General features: G+C 43.5%; 18 protein-coding genes, 1 tRNA gene and 1 other annotated feature. Of the genes, 4 read left to right on the top strand and 15 right to left on the bottom strand.

Annotated elements, in window-relative coordinates:
• Nucleotides 1-1,368 (bottom strand): glutamyl-tRNA reductase, encoded by a 1,368-nt coding sequence (hemA, locus tag NSQ16_RS14250; protein ID WP_004399038.1) that lies wholly within the window; start codon nucleotides 1,366-1,368, stop codon nucleotides 1-3.
• A gap of 228 nt (nucleotides 1,369-1,596) precedes the next feature.
• Here hemA and NSQ16_RS14255 point away from each other — a divergent pair, with 228 nt between their 5' ends.
• Complete coding sequence (locus NSQ16_RS14255; protein WP_230488308.1) at nucleotides 1,597-2,094, top strand: hypothetical protein; 498 nt, start codon at nucleotides 1,597-1,599, stop codon at nucleotides 2,092-2,094.
• Between the two features lie 21 nt (nucleotides 2,095-2,115).
• Here NSQ16_RS14255 and yihA read toward each other — a convergent pair whose 3' ends face one another.
• The 13 genes from yihA to ilvB all read right to left on the bottom strand — a co-directional run bounded on the left by yihA (nucleotide 2,116) and on the right by ilvB (nucleotide 19,206).
• Nucleotides 2,116-2,703, bottom strand: coding sequence for a ribosome biogenesis GTP-binding protein YihA/YsxC (yihA, locus tag NSQ16_RS14260; RefSeq protein ID WP_003229621.1), 588 nt, complete (start codon nucleotides 2,701-2,703; stop codon nucleotides 2,116-2,118).
• Entirely contained in the window at nucleotides 2,700-5,024 is a 2,325-nt protein-coding gene (gene lon / locus NSQ16_RS14265; protein WP_003229618.1) for an endopeptidase La, read from the bottom strand. Before lon ends, yihA begins: the two co-directional genes overlap by 4 nt.
• Nucleotides 5,025-5,204: 180 nt before the next feature.
• Nucleotides 5,205-6,863, bottom strand: coding sequence for an ATP-dependent protease LonB (lonB, locus tag NSQ16_RS14270; protein WP_014477564.1), 1,659 nt, complete (start codon nucleotides 6,861-6,863; stop codon nucleotides 5,205-5,207).
• A 151-nt stretch (nucleotides 6,864-7,014) separates the two neighbouring features.
• Nucleotides 7,015-8,277, bottom strand: a complete 1,263-nt coding sequence (gene clpX, locus NSQ16_RS14275; RefSeq protein ID WP_003229613.1) for an ATP-dependent protease ATP-binding subunit ClpX — start codon at nucleotides 8,275-8,277, stop codon at nucleotides 7,015-7,017.
• Between the two features lie 271 nt (nucleotides 8,278-8,548).
• The gene (gene tig / locus NSQ16_RS14280) at nucleotides 8,549-9,823 is read right to left on the bottom strand and encodes a trigger factor (RefSeq protein ID WP_003229611.1); all 1,275 of its coding nucleotides are present in this window, start codon (nucleotides 9,821-9,823) and stop codon (nucleotides 8,549-8,551) included.
• 227 nt (nucleotides 9,824-10,050) lie between these two features.
• A complete protein-coding gene (gene ddcA / locus NSQ16_RS14285) occupies nucleotides 10,051-11,055 on the bottom strand; it encodes a DNA damage checkpoint antagonist DdcA (protein WP_003229609.1) in 1,005 nt (334 codons plus the stop codon).
• A gap of 118 nt (nucleotides 11,056-11,173) precedes the next feature.
• A complete protein-coding gene (leuD, locus tag NSQ16_RS14290; protein ID WP_015714467.1) occupies nucleotides 11,174-11,773 on the bottom strand; it encodes a 3-isopropylmalate dehydratase small subunit in 600 nt (199 codons plus the stop codon).
• A gap of 12 nt (nucleotides 11,774-11,785) precedes the next feature.
• A complete protein-coding gene (gene leuC, locus NSQ16_RS14295; protein WP_003229604.1) occupies nucleotides 11,786-13,204 on the bottom strand; it encodes a 3-isopropylmalate dehydratase large subunit in 1,419 nt (472 codons plus the stop codon).
• A 49-nt stretch (nucleotides 13,205-13,253) separates the two neighbouring features.
• Nucleotides 13,254-14,351: a 3-isopropylmalate dehydrogenase gene (gene leuB / locus NSQ16_RS14300; protein WP_015714468.1), complete on the bottom strand. Its 1,098-nt coding sequence runs from the start codon at nucleotides 14,349-14,351 to the stop codon at nucleotides 13,254-13,256.
• A 20-nt stretch (nucleotides 14,352-14,371) separates the two neighbouring features.
• Entirely contained in the window at nucleotides 14,372-15,928 is a 1,557-nt protein-coding gene (locus tag NSQ16_RS14305) for a 2-isopropylmalate synthase (RefSeq protein WP_015714469.1), read from the bottom strand.
• Nucleotides 15,915-16,943 (bottom strand): ketol-acid reductoisomerase, encoded by a 1,029-nt coding sequence (gene ilvC, locus NSQ16_RS14310; protein ID WP_003222549.1) that lies wholly within the window; start codon nucleotides 16,941-16,943, stop codon nucleotides 15,915-15,917. Before ilvC ends, NSQ16_RS14305 begins: the two co-directional genes overlap by 14 nt.
• A gap of 23 nt (nucleotides 16,944-16,966) precedes the next feature.
• Nucleotides 16,967-17,485, bottom strand: a complete 519-nt coding sequence (gene ilvN, locus NSQ16_RS14315; RefSeq protein WP_004399096.1) for an acetolactate synthase small subunit — start codon at nucleotides 17,483-17,485, stop codon at nucleotides 16,967-16,969.
• Entirely contained in the window at nucleotides 17,482-19,206 is a 1,725-nt protein-coding gene (gene ilvB / locus NSQ16_RS14320) for an acetolactate synthase large subunit (RefSeq protein WP_004398643.1), read from the bottom strand. Before ilvB ends, ilvN begins: the two co-directional genes overlap by 4 nt.
• A gap of 121 nt (nucleotides 19,207-19,327) precedes the next feature.
• Nucleotides 19,328-19,574 (bottom strand) — a binding site (T-box leader).
• A gap of 436 nt (nucleotides 19,575-20,010) precedes the next feature.
• Between ilvB and cotQ the strand changes: the two genes are divergently transcribed.
• From cotQ to NSQ16_RS14335, 3 genes are all read left to right on the top strand, one after another.
• Nucleotides 20,011-20,346 (top strand): inner spore coat protein CotQ, encoded by a 336-nt coding sequence (gene cotQ / locus NSQ16_RS14325; RefSeq protein WP_015714470.1) that lies wholly within the window; start codon nucleotides 20,011-20,013, stop codon nucleotides 20,344-20,346.
• Between the two features lie 168 nt (nucleotides 20,347-20,514).
• Nucleotides 20,515-20,970: a GNAT family N-acetyltransferase gene (locus NSQ16_RS14330; RefSeq protein ID WP_015714471.1), complete on the top strand. Its 456-nt coding sequence runs from the start codon at nucleotides 20,515-20,517 to the stop codon at nucleotides 20,968-20,970.
• A gap of 183 nt (nucleotides 20,971-21,153) precedes the next feature.
• Nucleotides 21,154-21,975, top strand: coding sequence for a YsnF/AvaK domain-containing protein (locus tag NSQ16_RS14335; protein WP_003229586.1), 822 nt, complete (start codon nucleotides 21,154-21,156; stop codon nucleotides 21,973-21,975).
• Nucleotides 21,976-22,038: 63 nt separating this feature from the next.
• Here the strand turns inward: NSQ16_RS14335 and NSQ16_RS14340 are convergent.
• A tRNA-Arg gene (locus tag NSQ16_RS14340) sits at nucleotides 22,039-22,112 on the bottom strand.
• Nucleotides 22,113-22,149: the final 37 nt, after the last annotated feature.

Consider the following 22,149-nt stretch of genomic DNA (forward strand, 5'->3'; position numbering starts at 1 on the left):
TCACTCACTTACAAGTGGGCTAAAGCCCGCTTTTGATTCAGCCTTCTTAAAAGAGTGGACCTTTTGGCTGCTTTCAACGGTTTTCATCATTTGACGGCCCGCAGCTTCTTCAATATCAAAAATCTGCATAAACAACGCGAGCTTTTCTTCCGAATCAGCATCTGCCGCAAGCTCTTTCACCTTTAAAATCGGATCACGAAGCATTTGGTTAATAATACTTTTGGTGTGTTTGTTCAACAGTTTTTTCTCTCTTGTGCTTAAGTGAGGCAGCTTACGCTCAATGCTGTCCATCGTTTCTGACTGGATGGCAAGCGCCTTTTCGCGCAATGCAGAAATAACCGGCACAACACCAAGTGTATTCATCCATTGTTTAAATTCCACAATGGTTTCTTCAATTAACAGTTCAACTTTTTCAGCTGTTTCTCTCCGCTCTTTCATGTTCGCTTCTACAATGCCTTCCAGATCGTCGATATCATAAAGAAAAACACCTTCAAGATCATTCAGCGCCGGATCAAGATCTCTAGGCACGGCAATGTCGACCATAAACAGCGGACGTCCCTTGCGAAGCTTATTCGCGTTTTCCATCATCTCTTTGGACACGACAAATTCACTTGCACCGGTTGAACTGATTAAAATATCAGCCTCCGCAAGCGCACTTTCAAGCTGATTCAAGCTTCTCGCTTCACCTGAGAAACGGTCTGCAAGCTCCTTCGCTTTCAAGTATGTTCGGTTAATGACAGTGACCTTGCCGATTCCCTGTCCGTGCAGGTTTTCCGCAGCAAGCTCGCCCATTTTTCCCGCACCGAGAATCAATATGTGCTTGCTTGAAAGATTTCCGAAGATTTTTTTGGCAAGTTCAACTGCAGCATAGCTTACTGACACCGCATTTGAGCCAATGTCTGTTTCGGCGTGAGTCCGTTTGCCCACTGTAACCGCCTGCTTAAACAGCTCATTAAAAATAGTCCCGATCGTTTTTTCTTGCTGAGCTGTTTTAAAGCTGTCGCGTACCTGTCCGAGAATCTGCGTTTCGCCAATCACCATAGAGTCAAGTCCGCAGGCTACACGGAATAAATGCTCAACAGCGGCATCGCTCTCATAAAACGTTAAGAACGGTGACAGCTCTTCTTTGCTTAATTGAAACCAATCAGCTAAAAACTTTTTTATATAATAACGGCCGGTATGGAGCTGGTCGACTACCGCATAAATTTCAGTGCGGTTGCAGGTTGAGACAATGATGTTTTCAAGAATGCTTTTCTCTTCTTTCAGCTGCACCATTGCTTCTGCCAGCTCATTCGGCTGAAAACTTACTTTTTCACGTATCTCAATAGGGGCGGATTTATAATCTACTCCCACAACAAGTATATGCATCGCTCTAATTACACCCCCAACACCCAATCTTAATTTATAATCATTCTAACATAGAACTCATTATTTATAATAATTATAACATAGTTTCTTTCACAAAATGTGAACAGATTTTAAAATTCTTATGCTATATTAGAAAAAGCTTCAGGGAAAAGAAGCATTCCTATTGACAATACCAAAAACAGCAGAAATTTACTACACATCAGCTCTAAAAAACAAGAAGGTGATATCATGAAACAAAAATCAATTTTATTCCCTTGTCTGCTGCTTGCCGCTTCTGTATATGCATGGCTAGAAAGCGGCCAAGCCGAACTGTTTTCAGGGCAGGATCAATGGCCTGTTCTCCTCATGCTGTTAGGCGCAGCTTTTGTTTATCAAGGAAAAAAAGAAGCCGTCACACCCCATTTTTTTATTGGTTTGCTTCTCTTCGGGATCGGTTTACACTTTTTTGCCAAGCCGAAGTGGGTATGGTGGCCGGATGATTTTGAAATGCTCCTCTTTATGATCGGCTTCTCACTTCTCGTTTCAACCGTTCAAAAAAAAGAATATGTATATGAAGCTGTGTCGATGATTTGTTTTTCCCTGTTTTTGTACTTTTTCAAACAAATTATGGCATGGCTTGAGTCTGCGCATATTCCAACAGCGCTTCTGAAGGAGTATTGGCCGTTTGTCTTTATGGGAATCAGTTTATTGTTATTATTGATAAAACGAAAAAAATCTATACGATAAATAAAACCGGTAGAGAATCCTCTACCGGTTTATCATTTTTTTGATCGCTCCCCAAGCTTCGTCTTTTCCCTTTTTCGTTTCTGAGGAAAAGAGAATGAGCTCGTCTTCCGGATCAATATTTAATGTTTGTCGGACAACCTTTGCGTGTTTGTCCCATTTGCCTTTCGGGATCTTATCCGCCTTTGTAGCGATAACAATAACAGGAATGCCGTAATACTTTAAGAATTCATACATCTGTACATCATCATTAGATGGCGCATGCCGCAAATCAACGATCTGCACCACAGCTTTTAATTCTTCGCGTGTCGTGATATAGGTTTCAATCATTCTGCCCCATGCTTCACGCTCAGACTTTGACACTTTGGCAAAACCGTAGCCCGGCACATCCACAAAATGCAACTCATCATTGATAATGTAGAAATTAAGCGTTTGTGTTTTTCCCGGCTTTGATGACGTTCTCGCAAGATTTTTGCGATTGATTAATGAATTGATAAAAGACGATTTTCCTACGTTCGATCTTCCGGCCAATGCGATTTCCGGAAGCCCCCCTTCAGGGTACTGTTCCGGTTTTACTGCACTGATCACGATTTCTGACTTTGTGACTTTCATTTCTTCTCTCCTACTAAGGCATGTTCCAAAACCTCGTCTAAGTGGGACGCCAATATAAATGTCAGCCCCTCTCTGACGCTTTCCGGAATATCCTCTATATCTTTTTCATTATCTTTAGGCGCAATAATGGTCGTTAATCCCGCTCTATGTGCGCCAAGCGCTTTTTCCTTTAAGCCGCCGATCGGCAGCACGCGCCCGCGAAGCGTGATTTCCCCAGTCATGCCGACTTCACGCGAAACCGCCCGTCCCGTTAAAGCAGAAACAAGCGCTGTTGCCATCGTAATACCGGCTGACGGACCATCTTTTGGCACCGCACCCTCTGGTACATGTATATGAATATCATACTTCTCATGAAAGTCAGGTTCAATGCCAAGTTCTTCTGTTTTGGATCGCACATAGCTGAATGCAGCCTGAGCAGACTCTCTCATAACATCTCCGAGCTTTCCTGTCAGGATTAATTTCCCTTTCCCCGGAGAAAGCGATACTTCAATCGACAGCGTATCTCCGCCAACGGTTGTATAAGCAAGCCCTGTCACTACACCAACCTGATCCTCTGTCTCAGCTTGTCCATATCTGAAAATACGTTTTCCGATAAAGTCTTGAAGGTTCTTCTCAGTAACCGTAATCCGTTTTCGCTCTTCAGCAACAATGGCTTTTGCAGCTTTACGGCAAATCGCGGCAAGCTGGCGTTCAAGGCTTCTCACACCAGCTTCTCTCGTATAGTAGCGGATAATATCAAGAATCGCCTGATCACGCAGCTGCAGGTTGCTTTTCTTCAGCCCGTGTTCTTTGATTTGCTTTGGAAGCAAGTGATCCTTTACGATTTCAAGTTTTTCTATTTCTGTGTAGCCTGCGATATTAATAATTTCCATTCTGTCTCTGAGCGGACCCGGAATTGTGGCCAAATTGTTCGCCGTTGCGATAAACAGCACTTTGGATAAATCAAAGGTTTCTTCAATATAGTGATCACTGAAGCTGCTGTTTTGCTCTGGATCAAGCACTTCAAGCATAGCGGATGATGGGTCTCCTCTAAAATCAGATGACATTTTGTCAATTTCGTCTAATAAGAAGACCGGATTCAGCTTGCCCGCTTTTTTCATCCCTTGAATAATACGTCCAGGCATTGCTCCGACATAGGTCCGTCTGTGTCCGCGTATCTCTGATTCGTCCCGTACTCCTCCGAGTGAGATTCTGACGAATTTGCGTCCCAAGCTTTTTGCAATTGATTTGGCTAAAGACGTTTTTCCGACACCTGGAGGTCCTGCCAAACAGAGAATCGGGCCTTTCAAGGATTTGGTCAGCTTCTGGACAGCCAAATATTCTAAAATACGTTCTTTTACTTTTTCAAGCCCGTGGTGCTCTTCGTCCAAGAGACGTCCTGCTTCTTTCAAATCAAGCTTATCATCTGTTTCATCCGTCCACGGAAGAGCAACCAGCCAGTCGATATAGTTCCGGATCACGGAGCTTTCCGCAGAACTTGACGGAATTTTTTCATATCTGTTCAATTCTTTAAGCGCTGTTTCCTTCACATGATCAGGCATGCCTGCTTCTTCGATTTTTTCCGTCAGCGTCTGAACTTCGCCAGTTTTGCCTTCTTTATCGCCAAGCTCTTTTTGGATCGCCTTCATTTGTTCACGCAAGTAGTATTCCTTCTGCGTACGCTCCATCGAACGTTTGACGCGCTGGCCGATTTTTTTCTCAATCTCCAGCACCTCTTTTTCATTATTAATAAAATCAATGACCTTGTTTAGCCTGTCTTTGACATCAGCCGTTTCTAAAATATCCTGCTTATCCTTTAGTTTAAGGGGCAGATGAGAAGCAACGATGTCTGCCATTCTCCCCGGCTCTTCGATATCAGTAACCGCGGCGTACGTTTCGGCCGAGATTTTTTTAGAAATTTTTATGTACTGATCAAAGTGGTCTAGCAAAGTCCGCATCAATGCTTCGTCTTCTGTATCTTTTGAATCATCTTCATGAATAAGTTGAATGTCGACCGACGTGTAATCCTCGTGTTCATTGTATTTGACGATATGGGCGCGCTTGAGGCCCTCCACCAACACACGAATCGTACCGTTCGGAAGCTTCAGCATTTGCTTAATTTTTGTATAGGTGCCGACAGTGAAAATCTCGTCTTCACCAGGTTCGTCTATCGAAATATCCTGCTGAGTGGCTAAAAATATCATATGATCATGCATCATTGCCTGTTCAAGAGCCTGAACCGACTTGTCACGTCCTACATCTAAATGCAAAACCATCGTCGGGTACACTAATAAACCTCTTAAAGGGAGGAGCGGGATGCTGCGTTTTAATTCTTCTGCCATGTGACTGACACCTCCGTGACTTTAGTATGAACCATTATAATACAACTTTTTCATCCTTGTACAATAAACGGCATGGTTCCATTTTCTATAAAACAGTCTCCTCGTAGTATACCCTTTCTTTCTGATATGAAAAAGGAAAAGATGTCCTTCATGAAAAAAACCCTATTATCAAAATAGGGTTTAAACAGATTCTTTATTGATTTCAATATGAAACGGTTTTTGTTCCGTTGGCGGATTCACTAAAATTTCATCAAGCACTTCTTGGAACGTCTTCACTGCAATAATCTCGATCCCGTCAATCTGCTTTAAGATGGCCTGCTGATTTTCATATGGGATAATCACCTTTTTCGCACCGGACTGCTTGGCCGCTTTTATTTTCGGAATGACGCCTCCGATGGGTTTCACAAGACCGTTCAGGCTGATTTCGCCCGTCATCGCAACGGTATTGTCAATAGGAATTTTGTGTATCGCCGAGAAAATCCCCGCCGCCATCGCAATGCCTGCTGACGGCCCATCAATCGGAATCCCTCCTGGGAAATTGATGTGAATATCATAATCAGAAGGCTTCATTCCCATTGTCCGGAGCACGGTTAATACATTTTCAACCGAACCCTTCGCCATGCTTTTTCGCCTGATCGATTTTGATTGGCTGCCGATGCTTTCTTCTTCAGCTATTCCTGTGATGTTAATTGATCCTTTATCTTGAGCCGCGGTTACACTTACTTCGATTTCCAGAAGCGATCCGCTGTTAGGCCCATAGACTGCAAGCCCATTTACAATGCCAACCTGTGGTTCAACACCGATTTTTTGCTCGTGCTTCGGAGTAAGCTGACTGGAGTGAATGACCCATTCAATATCCTCAATCGTAATGTCTTTCCGATTCTCCGTTACAGCCATCCCCGCTGCGATTTGAATCATATTGACGGCTTCCCGCCCGTTCCGCGTGTAGCTGGTCAAAAGATCCAGTCCTTCTTCGGAGATATTTTTTTCAATTTTATCCGCTGCTGTTTTGGCAACCGTTTTCAGCTCGTCCTTTTCAAGCTCGCGGAAAAAAACCTCCAAACAGCGGGACCTGATAGCTGGCGGAATTTCGTTTGGCATTCTCGTGGTCGCGCCAATCAAGCGAAAATCAGCCGGCAGCCCATTTTGAAAAATATCATGAATATGATTCGGAATTTGTGTATTTTCCTCACTGTAATACGCACTGTCTAAAAAGACTTTTCTGTCCTCAAGCACCTTCAGCATTTTATTCATTTGAATAGGATGCAGCTCCCCTATTTCATCAATAAACAGCACACCGCCATGGGCATGGGTGACAGCTCCCTGCTTCGGCTGCGGAATCCCAGCCTGTCCCATCGCTCCGGCCCCTTGGTATATCGGGTCATGAACAGAGCCGATGAGCGGATCGGCAATTCCTCTTTCATCAAAACGGGCTGTTGTCGCATCGAGTTCCACAAAAACAGCCTGCTCTTTAAACGGTGATTGTTTATGTTTTTTTGCTTCTTCCAACACAAGCCGCGCAGCAGCCGTTTTCCCAACTCCCGGTGGCCCATAGACAATCACATGCTGAGGATTTGGCCCGCATAAAGCAGCCTTTAATGCTTTAATGCCGTCTTCCTGTCCGACGATATCTTGAAAGCTTTTGGGGCGGACCTTCTCAGATAATGGCTCGGACAAGCTAATAGCGCGCATTTTCCGAAGCTGCTCCATTTCCTTCTTTGATTCTTTATCTATCGTGACCTTTTGTGTCCTTTGATTTTTAAGCAAATTCCAAAAATACAAACCGATGATGATCCCAAAAAACAGCTGAATAAATAACGCGATCCCTGTCCAACTCATGGTGGTCCCTCCTGAAAAACAATTTATGTATCCAATTCATTCCTCTGATTGCTAGTATCTCCCATAGAAGACGGGAATAAACGTTTTTCCGGAAGAGTTGCATGCAAAAAAACCTCCTGAGTGTTACCACTCAGGAGGTTCGTGCTTATCTTTATGCAGATGTTTTATCTTGGCTTACCTCAGTGCCGTCTTTTAATAAGAGGCGAGGAGGCTCTCCGTGTGTCACAGTTGCCCCGGTAATTACACATTTTTCAATGTCATCACGAGAAGGCAGCTCAAACATCACATCAAGCATGATGCCTTCAATGATAGAACGGAGTCCGCGTGCTCCAGTCTTGCGTTCAATTGCTTTTTTAGCAATTTCAGAAAGCGCTTCTTCTTCAAACTCAAGCTCAACGTTATCAAGCTCAAGCATTTTCTTGAATTGCTTAACAAGAGCGTTTTTCGGTTTTGTTAAGATCGCAACCAATGCTTCTTCGTCAAGCTTTTCAAGGCTTGCAATAACCGGAAGACGTCCGATAAATTCAGGAATTAACCCGAAACGGAGCAAATCTTCAGGAAGCACTTTTGAAAGAAGATCTTCTTTCTCAAGATCAGCAGCTTTATTGTCGGCACCGAATCCAATCACTTTTTGGCCTAAACGGCGTTTGATGATTTGTTCGATACCATCGAAAGCTCCGCCGCAAATGAACAAAATATTTGTTGTGTCAATTTGAATGAATTCTTGATGAGGATGCTTACGTCCACCTTGAGGCGGCACGCTTGCCACTGTACCCTCAAGAATTTTAAGCAATGCCTGCTGTACACCCTCACCTGACACATCACGTGTGATAGACGGGTTTTCAGATTTTCTAGCCACTTTATCGATTTCATCAATATAGATAATGCCTTTTTCGGCTTTTTCCACATCATAATCAGCAGCTTGGATGAGCTTCAAGAGAATATTCTCTACATCTTCACCCACGTATCCAGCTTCAGTCAAAGATGTAGCGTCTGCAATCGCAAACGGCACATTTAAAATGCGAGCCAATGTTTGCGCCAGAAGGGTTTTACCGCTTCCCGTAGGGCCGATTAATGAAATATTACTTTTTGAAAGCTCAACATCATCAACTTTGCTGTTAGAGTTAATGCGCTTATAGTGGTTATACACAGCAACAGCAAGTGATTTCTTCGCTTGATCTTGGCCGATGACATATTCATTCAAAATTTCGCGAATTTCCTGAGGCTTTGGTACGTCTTTAAATTCTACTTCTTCTTCTGTTCCGAGTTCTTCCTCTACAATTTCAGTGCAGAGTTCGATACATTCGTCACATATATATACACCAGGTCCAGCTACAAGCTTACGAACCTGATCTTGTGTTTTTCCACAGAACGAGCATTTTAATTGTCCTTTTTCCTCGTTAAATTTAAACATTCTTTCACCCCTTAATCTTGTCTCACTTTTTCTTTTACCGGCAGAGCAAAAGAAAATGATTCTTGAAACGAACGAGTATGTATTGCATTTTACCATACTTTCCAAAAAGACGGTAACAATGTGTTTCTGACTTGCACATTCTATATGTATGACAAAAAACTGCCCTGCATTAACTATATTGCCCCAAGAAAAAGAGATAACTCATAATTGTACAAAACAAGGCACGAATGATTCGCGCCCTGTTTTATTAGTACTATTATTATGCACCATATTAACGGTTTTCTACAAGAAAATCAATTGCTTTGCGAACTTTTAAATCTTCTTTCATCGCGTCAGTAGAACCGATGGCTTGTTTAATATTTTCAACAGGCATGTTGTATGCTTCAGCCATTTTAGTAAGCTCAGCATCAACTTCCTCATCTGATACTTCAAGGTTTTCCGCTTTCGCAATCGCCTCAAGAGTCAGGTTAGATTTTACGCGTTTTTCAGCATCTTCTTTCATTTGCTCTTTAAGCGCAGCTTCATCTTGGCCTGAGAATTGAGTGTAAAGCTCAAGGTTCATGCCTTGCATTTGCAGACGCTGTTCGAATTCTTTCAGCATGCGGTCAAGCTCAGTGTCGACCATTGCTTGCGGAACATCGATTTCAGCATTTTCAGAAGCTTTCAGAACAAGCTCTTCACGCAATTTAGCGTCAGCTTCGTTTTCTTTCGCTTCTTCTAAACGTTTCTTAGTTTTTTCAGTTAATTCAGCGAGTGTTTCCACTTCTTCATCGATATCTTTTGCGAATTCATCGTCAAGCTCAGGAAGCTCTTTCGCTTTGATTTCGTGAATTTTCACTTTGAACACAGCTGGTTTGCCTGCAAGATCTTCAGCGTGGTACTCCTCAGGGAATGTCACTTCAACATCCTTCTCAGCACCTGCTTCAAGGCCAACTAATTGATCTTCGAAGCCAGGGATGAATGAGCCAGATCCTACTTCAAGAGAGTAGTTTTCAGCCTTTCCGCCTTCGAATGCTTCGCCGTCAACGAATCCTTCGAAATCCAGAACAACTGTGTTTCCTTCTTCAACGGCGCCTTCTTCTTTTACAACAAGCTCAGCTTGACGCTCTTGAAGGGCTTTTAGTTCGTTTTGAACATCTTCGTCAGTTACAGTTGTGTCGTCTTTTTCAATGCCCAGGCCTTTGTATTCGCCAAGCTTCACTTCAGGTTTTACTGTTACTTTCGCAGTGAAGATTAAGCTTTCGCCTTTTTCGATTTTTTCAACGTCGATTTCAGGACGGTCTACAGGCTCGATTCCAGCTTCTTCAACCGCTTTAGGGTATTCTACAGGAAGAAGAATATCCAAAGCATCTTGGTAAAGAGCTTCTACGCCAAAGCGCTGTTCGAATAATCCGCGAGGAATTTTACCTTTACGGAATCCAGGAATTGAAACTTGTTTTACTACTTTTTTAAATGCATCATCAAGTGCTGTTTTAAACGTTTCAGCATCAACTTCAACCGTTAAAACGCCTTCGTTGCCTTCTTGTTTTTCCCATTTTACAGACATGTGTTTCCCTCCAAAAATCTATTCAGGTTGTGTCGGTCTTCCATTCTAAAGCAATCATTCGGCTTCGTCCAACAAAAACAAAGCTGCCAAAGATCAGAATCATTATGTATAGATGTTAATAATGAACTGCAAAGCCTGTCCAACCGTATTTCTTATAACCCGTTATACACAAATACAACCACTATATTATAACATAACACATAGCGCTTTCAACTATATGGCGCGATTTACAAATAAGAAATTTCTTCAATATCTTTTAACATTGTGCAAGCTTCATCGAGTTCTCTGTCGGTAAATTCATACATCATATGAAGTTCTTCGCTTTCAATTTCAATCCCGTGCATCTCGTAACCGACTTTATGAAGGGCAGCCGCCCAAAGGTCAGCCGACAGCAATTTCGGCTGGAACGGATATAAAACGTACAAATGTCTTCTCCACAATTCTTCTACTGCTGCATATAAGGTTGGATTTTCATTTCCAAGTGTCTCATCCAGCACCCTGAGAACACGGTGCAGAATCGGGGCGGCATCAGGCGGAACAATCTCAGACGGTTCAATTGTCAACGACTCGCCAAATTTGCTAATGTGTACAGGTTTACTGTACTCATGCTCAGCCAACAGCATGACAATCATCGTTTTGATAATCGGATGGGCTGAGGGGTCTTGGAGGATTGTTTTGAGCAATCCTGTATACTTTGCTACGTTACGGTCTTTTAAGGAATGAATGAGATTCATTTGCTCCTCAGGGCTTGCCAGCACTTTCTCGGTGTCAATTGTATCCTCATATTCTTCGGCCCAAGCCTCGTCCTCACGATCCGGATCGGTCATTTTCCGGCTGAAATCCAGCAGCTTATAAAATTGCTCGGCGCTTTCTGCCGGCAGCTGATTTTCTTCCAAAACGGCTTCAATGGTGCTTTTGACTTCTTCGTACTTTTTGAGCTGAATTAAGATGGTCATGTACACCTGCAAAACCGTAAAATAATGGCCATAACCTTCTTTGAGCATCTTCTCGCACACGCTTTCTGCCTCTTCCAGCTCGCCCAGCTCTAAAAAGCAGATGGCCATCCCTAAGTGAAGATCGGATTCAGTATCATCATATTTCATCGCTTCTGAAAACAGTTCAAGCGCTTCTTGATACTTTTTTTCCTTGAGTGATGACATCCCTTTTTCCACAAGGCGGTCTTTCAGATGAGGAAAAGGAATAATTTTTGCGTTTTTCTTGTCATGCGTCATACCTATATTCCTTTCAGGCATTTATTTTGTTCAAGTGTATCAACACCTGTGAACAAACACAAGAAATGAAAGGTTTCACCAGGCAAAAAAAGCCGCCGGACAAATACCGGCCGCTTTTTCAGGCTTGAAGCCAAGAGCTTCTTTGTGATTCAAATTGCTTGATGTCATCCTCCAGCAGCAGCGTTAAGGAAATTTCATCATATCCGTTAATCAGCATCTCTTTCCAATGCGGATCAACTTCAAATGAAATTTGATTGCCTTCACTGTCATGAATCAGCTGCTTTTCAAGGTCAACAGTCATTTGCAATGACTTGTTTTCATACTGGCCGACAAGCTGTTTCCAATTGTCATATGGCATGCGGATCGGAAGCATGCCGTTTTTAAAGCAGTTCTGATGAAAAATATCAGCAAATGACGGCGCAATGATAATTTTAAACCCATAATCATCAAGTGCCCACGGAGCATGTTCACGCGATGACCCGCAGCCGAAGTTTTCTCCTGCTATTAAAATGGAAGCTCCTTGATAAACAGGCTGGTTTAATTCAAATTCAGGGTTCGGTTCACCATTCGCATCATATCTCCAGTCAAAGAATGCAAAACGCCCGTAGCCTGTTCTTTCAATCCTCTTCAAAAATTGCTTAGGAATAATCTGGTCTGTATCCACATTGATCCGATTTAATACGGCTGCTTTCCCCGTATGTGATTTCAAAGGTTCCATCTCGCGCACTCCTTACACAACTGTTTTTTCCTGATAAAACTTTCTGACATCAACGAAGTGTCCGTGAATGGCAGCCATCGCAGCCATTGCCGGGCTGACGAGATGTGTTCTTGCACCTTTTCCTTGTCTGCCCTCGAAGTTGCGGTTAGAGGTTGATGCACAGCGCTCTCCCTCAGGAACAACATCATTATTCATACTCAAACACATGCTGCAGCCTGACTCTCTCCATTCAAATCCAGCTTCCAAGAAAATTTGGTCAAGCCCTTCTTTTTCAGCCTGAAGCTTCACGCTTTGGGATCCGGGCACGACGATGGCCCTTACGCTGTCAGCTACCTTCTTCCCTTTGATCATGTCAGCAGCCTGTCGAAGGTCAGTCATGCGGGAATTTGTGCAGGAACCGATAAATACGTGCTCCACTTTAATGTCTTCAATTTTCTGATGAGGAGTCAGTCCCATATATTCATAAGCGCGAATCGCTTCTTTTTTATCATCTTCTGCAGAAAAGCTTTCCGGCGCAGGAACTTCAGAATCGACAGGAAGAACCATTCCCGGGTTAATGCCCCATGTCACCATAGGGGAAATTTTGTTGCCGTCAAGGACGATAGATTTATCATAAACAGCGCCCGGGTCTGTGCGCAGCGCCTTCCATTCCTCTACGGCCTTGTCAAATTCTTCGCCTTTTGGCGTGTACTTGCGATTTTTGCAATATTCAAACGTCACCTCGTCAGGTGCAATCAAACCTGCTCTTGCTCCTGCTTCAATTGACATGTTACAAACAGTCATTCGTTCATCCATCGTCATATTTCTGAATACTTCCCCAGTGTATTCAATGACGTAGCCTGTGCCGAATTTCACACCGTATTTGCCGATGACAGCAAGGATGACATCCTTTGCCGTTACCCCTTTTTGCAGCGTTCCATCTACGCGCACTTCAAGTGTTTTTGGACGCTGCTGCCAAAGTGTCTGTGTGGAAAGGACATGTTCAACTTCACTCGTCCCGATTCCAAATGCAAGAGCGCCGAAAGCGCCATGTGTTGATGTATGACTGTCACCGCACACAATCGTTTTCCCTGGAAGCGTTAAGCCCAGTTCAGGGCCGACGACATGGACAATCCCTTGATCCACACTGTGAAGATCGGCAAGGCGCACGCCAAATTCCTCACAGTTTCTTTCAAGCGCCGTTACCTGGCGTTTCGCAACTTCATCCTTTATCTCAAAACGATTGACAGTCGGGATGTTGTGGTCCATTGTCGCAAATGTATTTTGGGGTCTTCTGACCTTTCTTCCCTTTTGTCTCAAGCCTTCAAATGCCTGAGGAGACGTCACCTCATGAATGAGGTGCAAATCAATATATAGAAGATCCGGCTTTCCCTCACCATGTTTTACAATATGCTGATCCCAAATCTTTTCGATGATTGTTCGAGGCATCATCTTTTATTTCCTCCCTCTACCTAGAGCTAAGACCGCTTAACGTAAGCTGTCACACATTAGACATTGTATTTTCACTCATGATTGCTGCCTTAACTTCCTCTGTAATGGCCTGAGTGCTGCTGAACTCTTCACCCCGTGCCAAGTCTCTTGTTCTTTTTCCGGAAGCCAAGACTTTGTTTACCGCATCTTCTACAGCTTTCGCTTCCTCTTCAAGCCCGAAAGATGTCCTCAAAAGCATTGCCGCTGACAATATGGCTGCGAACGGATTTGCCATCCCTTTACCAGCAATATCAGGCGCGGAGCCATGAACAGGTTCAAACAGATGAAGACCAGAGCTTGATAGGCTGGCTGACGGGAGCATTCCGAGCGAGCCTGTAAGCATGGACGCTTCATCGCTTAAAATATCACCGAACATATTTTCAGTCACAACGACATCAAATTGATTCGGTGCATAGATTAGCTGCATGGCCGCGTTATCCACAAGCATGTGCTCAAGCTTCACATCAGGAAATTCTTTCGCAACGTCCTCAGCCACTTCACGCCACAGCCGGCTTGATTCAAGAACATTCGCTTTATCTACAGAGGTCACTTTGCCTTTTCTGGCTGCCGCCATTTTGAAGCCCTCTCTGATCACTCGTTCAATTTCCGTTCGCTTATAAAACAGTGTATCTACTGCTTCCTGCTCACCTTCAGTGTTTACATAGCGTTTGCTCGGCTGGCCGAAATACAAGCCGCCTGTGAGTTCACGAACGATAACGAAATCAACATTATCTATATATTCTTTTTTCAAAGGCGAAGCGTCAGAAAGGCTTTCAAATACCTTCACAGGCCGTAAATTCGCAAACAAATCAAGCTGTTTTCTGATGCTGAGCAGCCCTTTTTCCGGTCTCAGTTCCGAAGGATTTTGATCCCATTTCGGTCCGCCGACAGCGCCAAGCAATATCGCGTCTGCATTTTTACAAGCAGCAACGGTTTCCTCCGGGAGGGGGTTATGATGTTCATCAATAGCCGCCCCTCCAATCAGGCCATATTCAAATTCAAATTCATGGTTAAAGCGTTCGGCAACACTTTTCAGTACGTCTGTCGCTGATTCTAATACTTCAGGGCCGATCCCGTCTCCGGGCAATAGAGCAATACGTTTCTTCAAGTTAACCGTTCTCCTTTCTTTTATGATCCGACAGCTGTGTGGTTTTTCAATCCGCTCATATTCGACTGGAAAACCAATTGACGGTTGACTGCGTTCAAATAGGCTTTCGCTGATGCTTCTAATACGTCTTGCGCTATGCCCCGACCTGCTGATTCTTTTCCGTTCACCAAAACTCTTACATACACCTGGGCAAATGCATCTTCGCCTTTTCTGTTAGACTGAATGCGGTAGTCTAAGAGCTCCACGTCCTTATCGATGCAGCGCTCAAGCGTATTGTAGATTGCTTCCACACTTCCAGCTCCAGTTGCAGCTTCCTGAATAAGCTCTGCGTTTTCTTGATTTTTCAACGAAAGAGTAGCCGTAGGGACCTGACTTGTTCCGTAATGTACTTGCAGAGAAAGAAATTCATACCCAATCTTGCGATCTGTTACTTTTTCTTCTAAAATAAGAGAAACAAGATCCTCATCAGTGATTTCTTTTTTCTTCTCAGTCAACTCTTTGAACATCGTAAAGAATTTATTAATCTCTTCACTGTCAAATTGGAATCCTAAAGCAGTCAGCCGGTCTTTAAATGCGTGGCGTCCGGAATGTTTACCTAGGACAAGCGCATCTGCGGTTACGCCGACAAGCTCCGGTGAAATAATTTCATAAGTCGATTTTTCCTTTAAAAAGCCGTCCTGATGGATGCCTGATTCATGAGCAAATGCATTATCTCCAACAACCGCTTTGTTGCGCGGGACAGCCATGCCTGTCAGTTTGCTTACTAAATCACTTGTTCTCTTAATCTCGTTCAGTGTAATACCTGTTTCGACTTGGTAGAAATCTTTTCTGGTATGAAGGGCTACAGCAATTTCCTCTAATGCCGCGTTTCCGGCTCTTTCACCGATCCCGTTCACAGCGCATTCGATTTGATCAGCGCCATTTTCAATCGCAGCAAGAGAGTTTGCGACTGCCATTCCCAAATCATCATGACAGTGGGCTGAAAGCTTTGCTTTGTGAATGTTCGGAACGTTTTCTTTCATATATTTAAAGATATTTCCGTATTCCGCCGGGGCCAGGTAGCCGACAGTGTCCGGAAGATTGATAACACTGGCGCCTGCGTCAATCACTTTCTCGACGATTTCTGCTAGAAACGGCAGTTCAGTGCGGCAGGCATCTTCAGCTGACCATTGCACAATCGGAAAACGTTCTTTTGCGTATTTCACCATTCCAACTGCTCTTTCTATCACTTGCTCACGTGTCATTTTCAGCTTGTGCTTCAAATGAATGTCCGATGTGGCGATAAAAACATGAATTCTCGGGTGAGAACCTTCTTTTAACGCTTCCCAAGCAGCATCAATATCACCTTTTACACAACGGGCCAGACCAGTTACTGAACAATTTTTAATGGTTCTTGCGATTTCCTGAACAGCTAAAAAGTCACCTCGGGACGAAGCGGGAAATCCCGCTTCAATGATATCTGCCCCGAGTCTTTCGAGCTGCTTAGCTATGGCAAGTTTCTCCTGTGTATTCAAGTTCACTCCAGGGGACTGTTCACCATCACGAAGCGTCGTATCGAAAAAATTAATTTTGCGCAACGGAGACCACCGCTTCCTTCTTCTTGCCTTGTTTCACAAACGGCATCATTTCACGAAGCTTTCTTCCCACTACTTCGATTTGATGTTCGTTCTCGCTTGCATTGATAGCGTTGAAACGAGGACGGTTTACTTGGTTTTCGACGATCCACTCTTTTGCGAATGTACCGTTTTGGATATCTTTTAATACTTCTTTCATAGATTCTTTTACTTTAGCGTCCACAACGCGAGGACCTGATACGAAATCTCCCCACTGTGCTGTGTCAGAGATTGAATATCTCATTCCTGCAAGTCCTTCTTCGTACATAAGGTCTACGATTAATTTCAGCTCATGAAGGCACTCGAAGTATGCAAGTTCAGGCTGATAACCTGCTTCAGTTAATGTTTCAAATCCGGCTTTGACAAGCGCGCTTAATCCGCCGCAAAGAACTGCTTGCTCACCGAACAAATCTGTTTCTGTTTCTTCTTTAAATGTCGTTTCTAATACGCCAGCTCTTGCGCCGCCAATTCCTTTAGCATAAGCGAGGGCTTTGTCTCTTGCTTCTCCAGTCACATCTTGATAGATTGCGAACAATGCAGGTACGCCAGCTCCTTGCTCATATGTTCTTCTTACCAAGTGTCCCGGGCCTTTAGGGGCCACTAAGAATACATCTACATCCGCCGGAGGAACAATTTGATGGAAATGCACGTTAAATCCATGAGCAAATACTAATGATTTTCCTGCTGTCAATTCATCTTTGATTTCAGCTTCGTATACTTTTTGCTGCTGCTCATCCGGAAGCAGAACCATGATGATTTCGGCTTGGGCTGCCGCTTCTTTTACTGAAAATACTTTATGTCCGTCTTCTTGGGCTTGAGTGAAAGATTTTCCTTGTCTAACACCGACGATCACGTCTACTCCGCTTTCTTTAAGGTTCAGGGCATGTGCGTGGCCTTGCGAACCGTACCCGATAACCGCTACTGTTTTTCCAGCCAATACGTTCTCTTTGATATCACCGTTATAATATACTTTTACCATTTTAATCTCTCCCTTGTTATGTTTTATACAATAGATATTGTTTTATTGGATGACGCCTTTTGCTGGGTTCCCCTCGCAAAAGCCGTTGTACCTGTTCTCGCGATTTCTTTAATGCCATAAGGTTTTAATAATTCAATAAGCGCTTCAATTTTGTTAGATTCACCTGTCACCTGAACAACGATGCTGTCTCTGCTAACATCAACGACAGAGGCTCTAAACGGTTCTATGATTCCATTAATCTCTGTTCTTGTTGAAGGTGCGGAGACAACCTTGATTAAAGCCAGCTCCCTCTGGACAATCGATTGATTTGTGATGTCTGTGACTTTCAGCACATCAATCTGTTTGTTGAGCTGTTTCGTTAACTGTTCAACATCATTTTCTCCTTCAACGTGAACGACGAAGGTGATTCTGGAAACGCCGGCTGTTTCTGTGTGTCCAACTGTAATGCTTTCAATGTTGTAATGCCTTTTTGTGAATAGACCGGTGATCCGGTTTAACACCCCGGAGCGGTTCACCACAGTCAATGTGATAATTCTTTTCAAGGTTTCACCCCCACCATTTCATGCAGCCCTTTCCCCGGAGCCACCATCGGGAATACTTTTTCTTCGCTGGCAACCCGCACGTCAATGACAACAGGTTCTCTTGATGTTAATGCCTCTTCCAGCTTTTCCTTTGCTTCCGCTTCTGATGAAATTCTGATGCCTTTAATGCCGTATGCTTCGGACAATTTGACGAAGTCAGGCTGAGAAGCGAATTTAGATTCTGAATAACGTTCTTCATAGAAAATTTCCTGCCACTGTCTGACCATTCCGAGACAAGCGTTATTTAAAATCACTACCTTGACCGGAAGATTTAATTCGCGAATAACATCGAGTTCTTGAAGCGTCATTTGGAATCCGCCGTCTCCGACAACCGCGACAACAGTAGCATCTTTTTCGGCCAGCTGTGCGCCGATCGCCGCCGGAAGACCGAATCCCATCGTTCCAAGTCCGCCTGACGTGACCCATTTATCTGCTTTTTGGAACGGATAAAATTGCGCTGACCACATTTGATGCTGGCCTACATCCGTTGCGACAATGGCCTCTCCTTTTGTAAATTGATGAATATATTCAATCAATTTCTGAGGTTTAAAACCTTCTTCTTCATTATCTACATACCAGAGCGGATACTCTTCTTTCCATTCGGCGAGCTGTTTTTTCCATTCGCTTGAATCGCTTTGTTTGCCGTCTTGTTTGATCAGCTCCTGCAGGACAATTTTGCTGTCTCCGACTACAGGAATCTGTGTTTTCATGATTTTTCCGATTTCAGCTGGATCAATATCGATGTGGGCAATCTTTGCGTTTCTGGCAAAGTGTTTCAGGTTTCCTGTGACACGGTCATCAAAACGGGCGCCGATACTGATTAATAGATCACATTCATGAAGGGCCATATTGGCTGTATAAGTACCGTGCATTCCCGCCATCCCCAGGAAAAGCGGATGGTCAGCCGGGAAGCCTCCGAGCCCCAAAAGGGTGTGTGCCACAGGGATTTGCTGCTGTTCAGCATAATTTTTTAATTCTTCTGACGCTTTTCCGTGCAGTACGCCCGCACCCGCCAGGATCACCGGTTTTTTCGCACTGCTCACGGCTTCCACAAGCTTGCGGATCTGCAAATAATTCGGCTCTGTTGTCGGCTGGTATCCCGGGAGATTCATCTCATGATCGTAGCTGAATTCTCCTTCAATCGTTGCTACATCTTTCGGAATATCAATCAATACAGGTCCGGGTCTTCCAGTTGTTGCAATATGGAACGCTTCTTTAATGATGCGCGGCAGATCTTCCGGCTGGCGAACCTGGTAGCTGTGTTTTGTTACTGGCATCGTAATCCCTAAAATGTCTGCTTCCTGAAATGCATCGCTCCCGATTACAGAGGTTGCTACCTGCCCTGTAAAGACAACTAACGGCAATGAATCAATCATGGCATCAGCAAGACCTGTAACAAGGTTTGTCGCTCCCGGCCCTGACGTGGCAATGACGACACCCGGTTTTCCGGAGACCCTTGCGTATCCCTCCGCTGCATGAATTGCTCCTTGTTCGTGACGGGGAAGGATATGTACCAACCCTGAATTGTATAGCTTATCGTAAATCGGAAGCACAGCCCCGCCCGGATAACCGAAGATCATTTCTACTTTCTCTTTTTTTAATGATTCAATCAGCATTAATGCTCCGCTCATCGTCTGTGTACATTCGGCAGATGCTGAATCCACCTGTACATTAGTCCCCATTTTAGTTCCTCCTTTTGGATTTTCATCCTTTAAAGATCAATCTTTTATTAGCTTTATAGCTGATTATTCAATAAAAAAAGCCCTTCCGCCCACAATCAGCCGCGCAGTAACTGCGATAGCTAAAAGGGGCGAAAAGGCTTTTCTTTCCGCGGTACCACCCTTGTTTACGGCCTGTTAATCGGCCGTCTCATGGATATTTCTATCCGCTTTAGTAACGAGTGAATCAAGTTCACCCGGCCAAGTCCTACTGTCATTTCAGACTGGCACTCTGAGGCGAGTTCACCTTGTAAAGCTTCGCCGGTTCTCAGCTAACCCGGTTCTCTGTGGAAAACTTTATCAAGGCTACTTATCCTCATCTGCGCTTTTCATATTCAGCCTTCGGAACGGCTTTCCAGCTGTTCAAGAAGGTCGTTTGTTTTTCATTTTTTTAGAATCATACTGCGATGATTTTCGCTTGTGAAGCTTGCGTTTATCTTTTGTTGAACTCATATTACGCCGCTTTGGACGCAGTGTCAACAGCATTTTTTAAAATTATTAGACAATTTCGATTAATCAAACTATATTGTATACGCTTTCATTATTGGTACAAAAGGAATTGCAAATGTTAAAAGTTTTTATAATTTTTTTATTAATCTATCAAGAATAAACCAGAATTATTTAATTTTATATAAACATGTAAGATTTTATAACACACTATGGTTCGTATATGGATTGAGTCTGACAGATCATCTTGCAATTTCGGATAGGCACCCCTATTATTCCCCGGCATACATTAATGGTATCTTGCAAAGAAAAGGTGATACGATGAATAAATCATTTGCAGACATGCAAGGATTTCCTGCGGGCTTTCCAAGCTTCCCCAACTTTCCGCAGCAGTATTATCCTGCTACCCCTGCCTTCTACCAGCAAAGCCAGCAGCCATTTGGAGGCTACGGATACGGACAGCCGTTCAGTCAGGCATACAGCCCGTTAACCACTCCCTCTGGAATGTACTCCTCATTCCCATACGCTTCAGGATTTTACGGACAGCAATTTTCAGGTGCAGGCTTTAGCGGCCATGGCGGCAGCTTAAGTGCTCCAGCGATACATGCCGGCGGATTCAGCGGGGCGCCAGGCGTACACGGAGGCTTTAGATATTAAAGAATACCACAAGGGCCGAACATCTATTGCGGTCCTTTTATTGTTTTAAAACGACTTCACAAATACAGTCACATTTTCTGTCTTTATATTTGGAAACAGGATGGAATATGATTAAGATGAATTGAACGATATTCTGCACAACCCGTAAGTTTTCGAGGAGGAATAAAATTGCATATAAAAATAGACGATTTAACTGGACATCAGGTGGTTTCACTGGTGAATGAGCATTTACATAGCATGACGCTTATGTCCCCGCCGGAAAGCATCCATGCCTTAGGTTTAGAGAAACTAAGAGGGCCTGGAATAACATTTTGGAGTGCATGGGAAGGTGATGAACTAGCCGGTTGCGGAGCGCTAAAAGAACTGGACACCCGGCATGGAGAAATCAAATCAATGCGAACATCTGTATCACATTTAAGAAAAGGCGTTGCCAAACAAGTTCTCCAGCACATCATTGAAGAAGCTGAGAAGCGAGGCTATGAGCGGTTAAGCTTAGAAACAGGTTCAAAGGCTTCATTTGAGCCGGCAAGAAAATTGTATGAAAGCTTCGATTTTCAGTACTGTAAACCGTTTGCAGACTATGTTGAAGATCCAAACAGTGTGTTTATGACGAAGGAATTGTGAGACGGCTTTATAAGGATAGATAAGTGCAGGGGAAGGTCTGTCTTATCTATCTTTTTTTATATTCACACATTTTTCACCTTTATGATACACGCCAATGTTTTCAATTTTGTTTAATTCAAAGAACAGCGGGAATTACAAACGACATGAACGACATCATGCAAATTCATAAAGGAGGAGATTGATATGAAAAGTATAGTTGGTGTATATGAAACTCCGCAGGAAACCATTGCAGCGATTGAAGGCTTACTCACAAAAGGCTATGATTCTGATGACATTTCTGTTGTGACAAGCCGGCGAGATACAGATTATTTGGAGTCACGTACAGGAACAGAAGTCAATCAAGCTATCGATGCACATCAGGACGAATCTGAATCTTTTTTCGATAAACTGAAAGATTATTTCACAATGGATGATACTGCTACACACAGCAAAGCATTATCCGACTTGGATATTAAAACTGATGAAATAGACAAATATCAAGAAGATTTGGATGACGGAAAACTTCTGGTAGCTGTCGATACAGATGCAGATGTAATTGCTCCTATTGATAATGGCAATGCCCTTTCAGGCGGCTTTTCAAGCACAAATGAATTGGATTATACAACGAAAGAAGAAAAAACGATGCCGCTCCGGGAAGAACAGCTGAAGGTCGATAAGGAAGACGTTCAAACCGGCGAAGTAGAAATAGGAAAAGAAGTGAAAACAGAAAAAAGAGATATGGACATTCCTGTGAGACATGATGAAATTTATGTCGAACGCCGTCCAGTGGATGAAAATAAAACGGACGCTGCTCCCGTCAACGATTCGGAAGAGATTAGAGTTCCAATCGTTGAGGAAAAGCTTGAAGTGACTAAAAAACCGGTTGTAACTGATGAAGTGGTTGTCGGCAAACGCACTGTTGAAGAAAATGAACATATTTCTGAAACTGTGAAAAAAGAAGAACCTCGTCTGAATAAAGAAGGAAAAGTTGACGGCTTGGATGATGATCCGTTAAATAACAAATGAAAATCATAAGACGACAACAAAAAACCTCAAATCCTAAATGGATTTGAGGTTTTTCTTTTGGTACGTCCCAGGAGAGATTCGAACTCCCGACCGACGGCTTAGAAGGCCGTTGCTCTATCCAGCTGAGCTACTGGGACACGTTTTGTTTTTTGTTTTCGCTTTAACTATCAGCGA

Origin of the sequence: Bacillus sp. PS108 (genome assembly GCF_037963335.1) — a bacterium.
GTDB classification, from domain to species: domain Bacteria; phylum Bacillota; class Bacilli; order Bacillales; family Bacillaceae; genus Bacillus; species Bacillus subtilis.

Coding starts and splice junctions, on each gene's coding strand:
- hemA (WP_004399038.1), bottom strand. CDS start 1,368: ATGCATATACTTGTTGTGGGAGTAGATTATAAATCCGCCCCTATTGAG.
- NSQ16_RS14255 (WP_230488308.1), top strand. CDS start 1,597: ATGAAACAAAAATCAATTTTATTCCCTTGTCTGCTGCTTGCCGCTTCT.
- yihA (WP_003229621.1), bottom strand. CDS start 2,703: ATGAAAGTCACAAAGTCAGAAATCGTGATCAGTGCAGTAAAACCGGAA.
- lon (WP_003229618.1), bottom strand. CDS start 5,024: ATGGCAGAAGAATTAAAACGCAGCATCCCGCTCCTCCCTTTAAGAGGT.
- lonB (WP_014477564.1), bottom strand. CDS start 6,863: ATGAGTTGGACAGGGATCGCGTTATTTATTCAGCTGTTTTTTGGGATC.
- clpX (WP_003229613.1), bottom strand. CDS start 8,277: ATGTTTAAATTTAACGAGGAAAAAGGACAATTAAAATGCTCGTTCTGT.
- tig (WP_003229611.1), bottom strand. CDS start 9,823: ATGTCTGTAAAATGGGAAAAACAAGAAGGCAACGAAGGCGTTTTAACG.
- ddcA (WP_003229609.1), bottom strand. CDS start 11,055: ATGACGCATGACAAGAAAAACGCAAAAATTATTCCTTTTCCTCATCTG.
- leuD (WP_015714467.1), bottom strand. CDS start 11,773: ATGGAACCTTTGAAATCACATACGGGGAAAGCAGCCGTATTAAATCGG.
- leuC (WP_003229604.1), bottom strand. CDS start 13,204: ATGATGCCTCGAACAATCATCGAAAAGATTTGGGATCAGCATATTGTA.
- ilvC (WP_003222549.1), bottom strand. CDS start 16,943: ATGGTAAAAGTATATTATAACGGTGATATCAAAGAGAACGTATTGGCT.
- ilvB (WP_004398643.1), bottom strand. CDS start 19,206: ATGGGGACTAATGTACAGGTGGATTCAGCATCTGCCGAATGTACACAG.
- cotQ (WP_015714470.1), top strand. CDS start 20,011: ATGAATAAATCATTTGCAGACATGCAAGGATTTCCTGCGGGCTTTCCA.
- NSQ16_RS14335 (WP_003229586.1), top strand. CDS start 21,154: ATGAAAAGTATAGTTGGTGTATATGAAACTCCGCAGGAAACCATTGCA.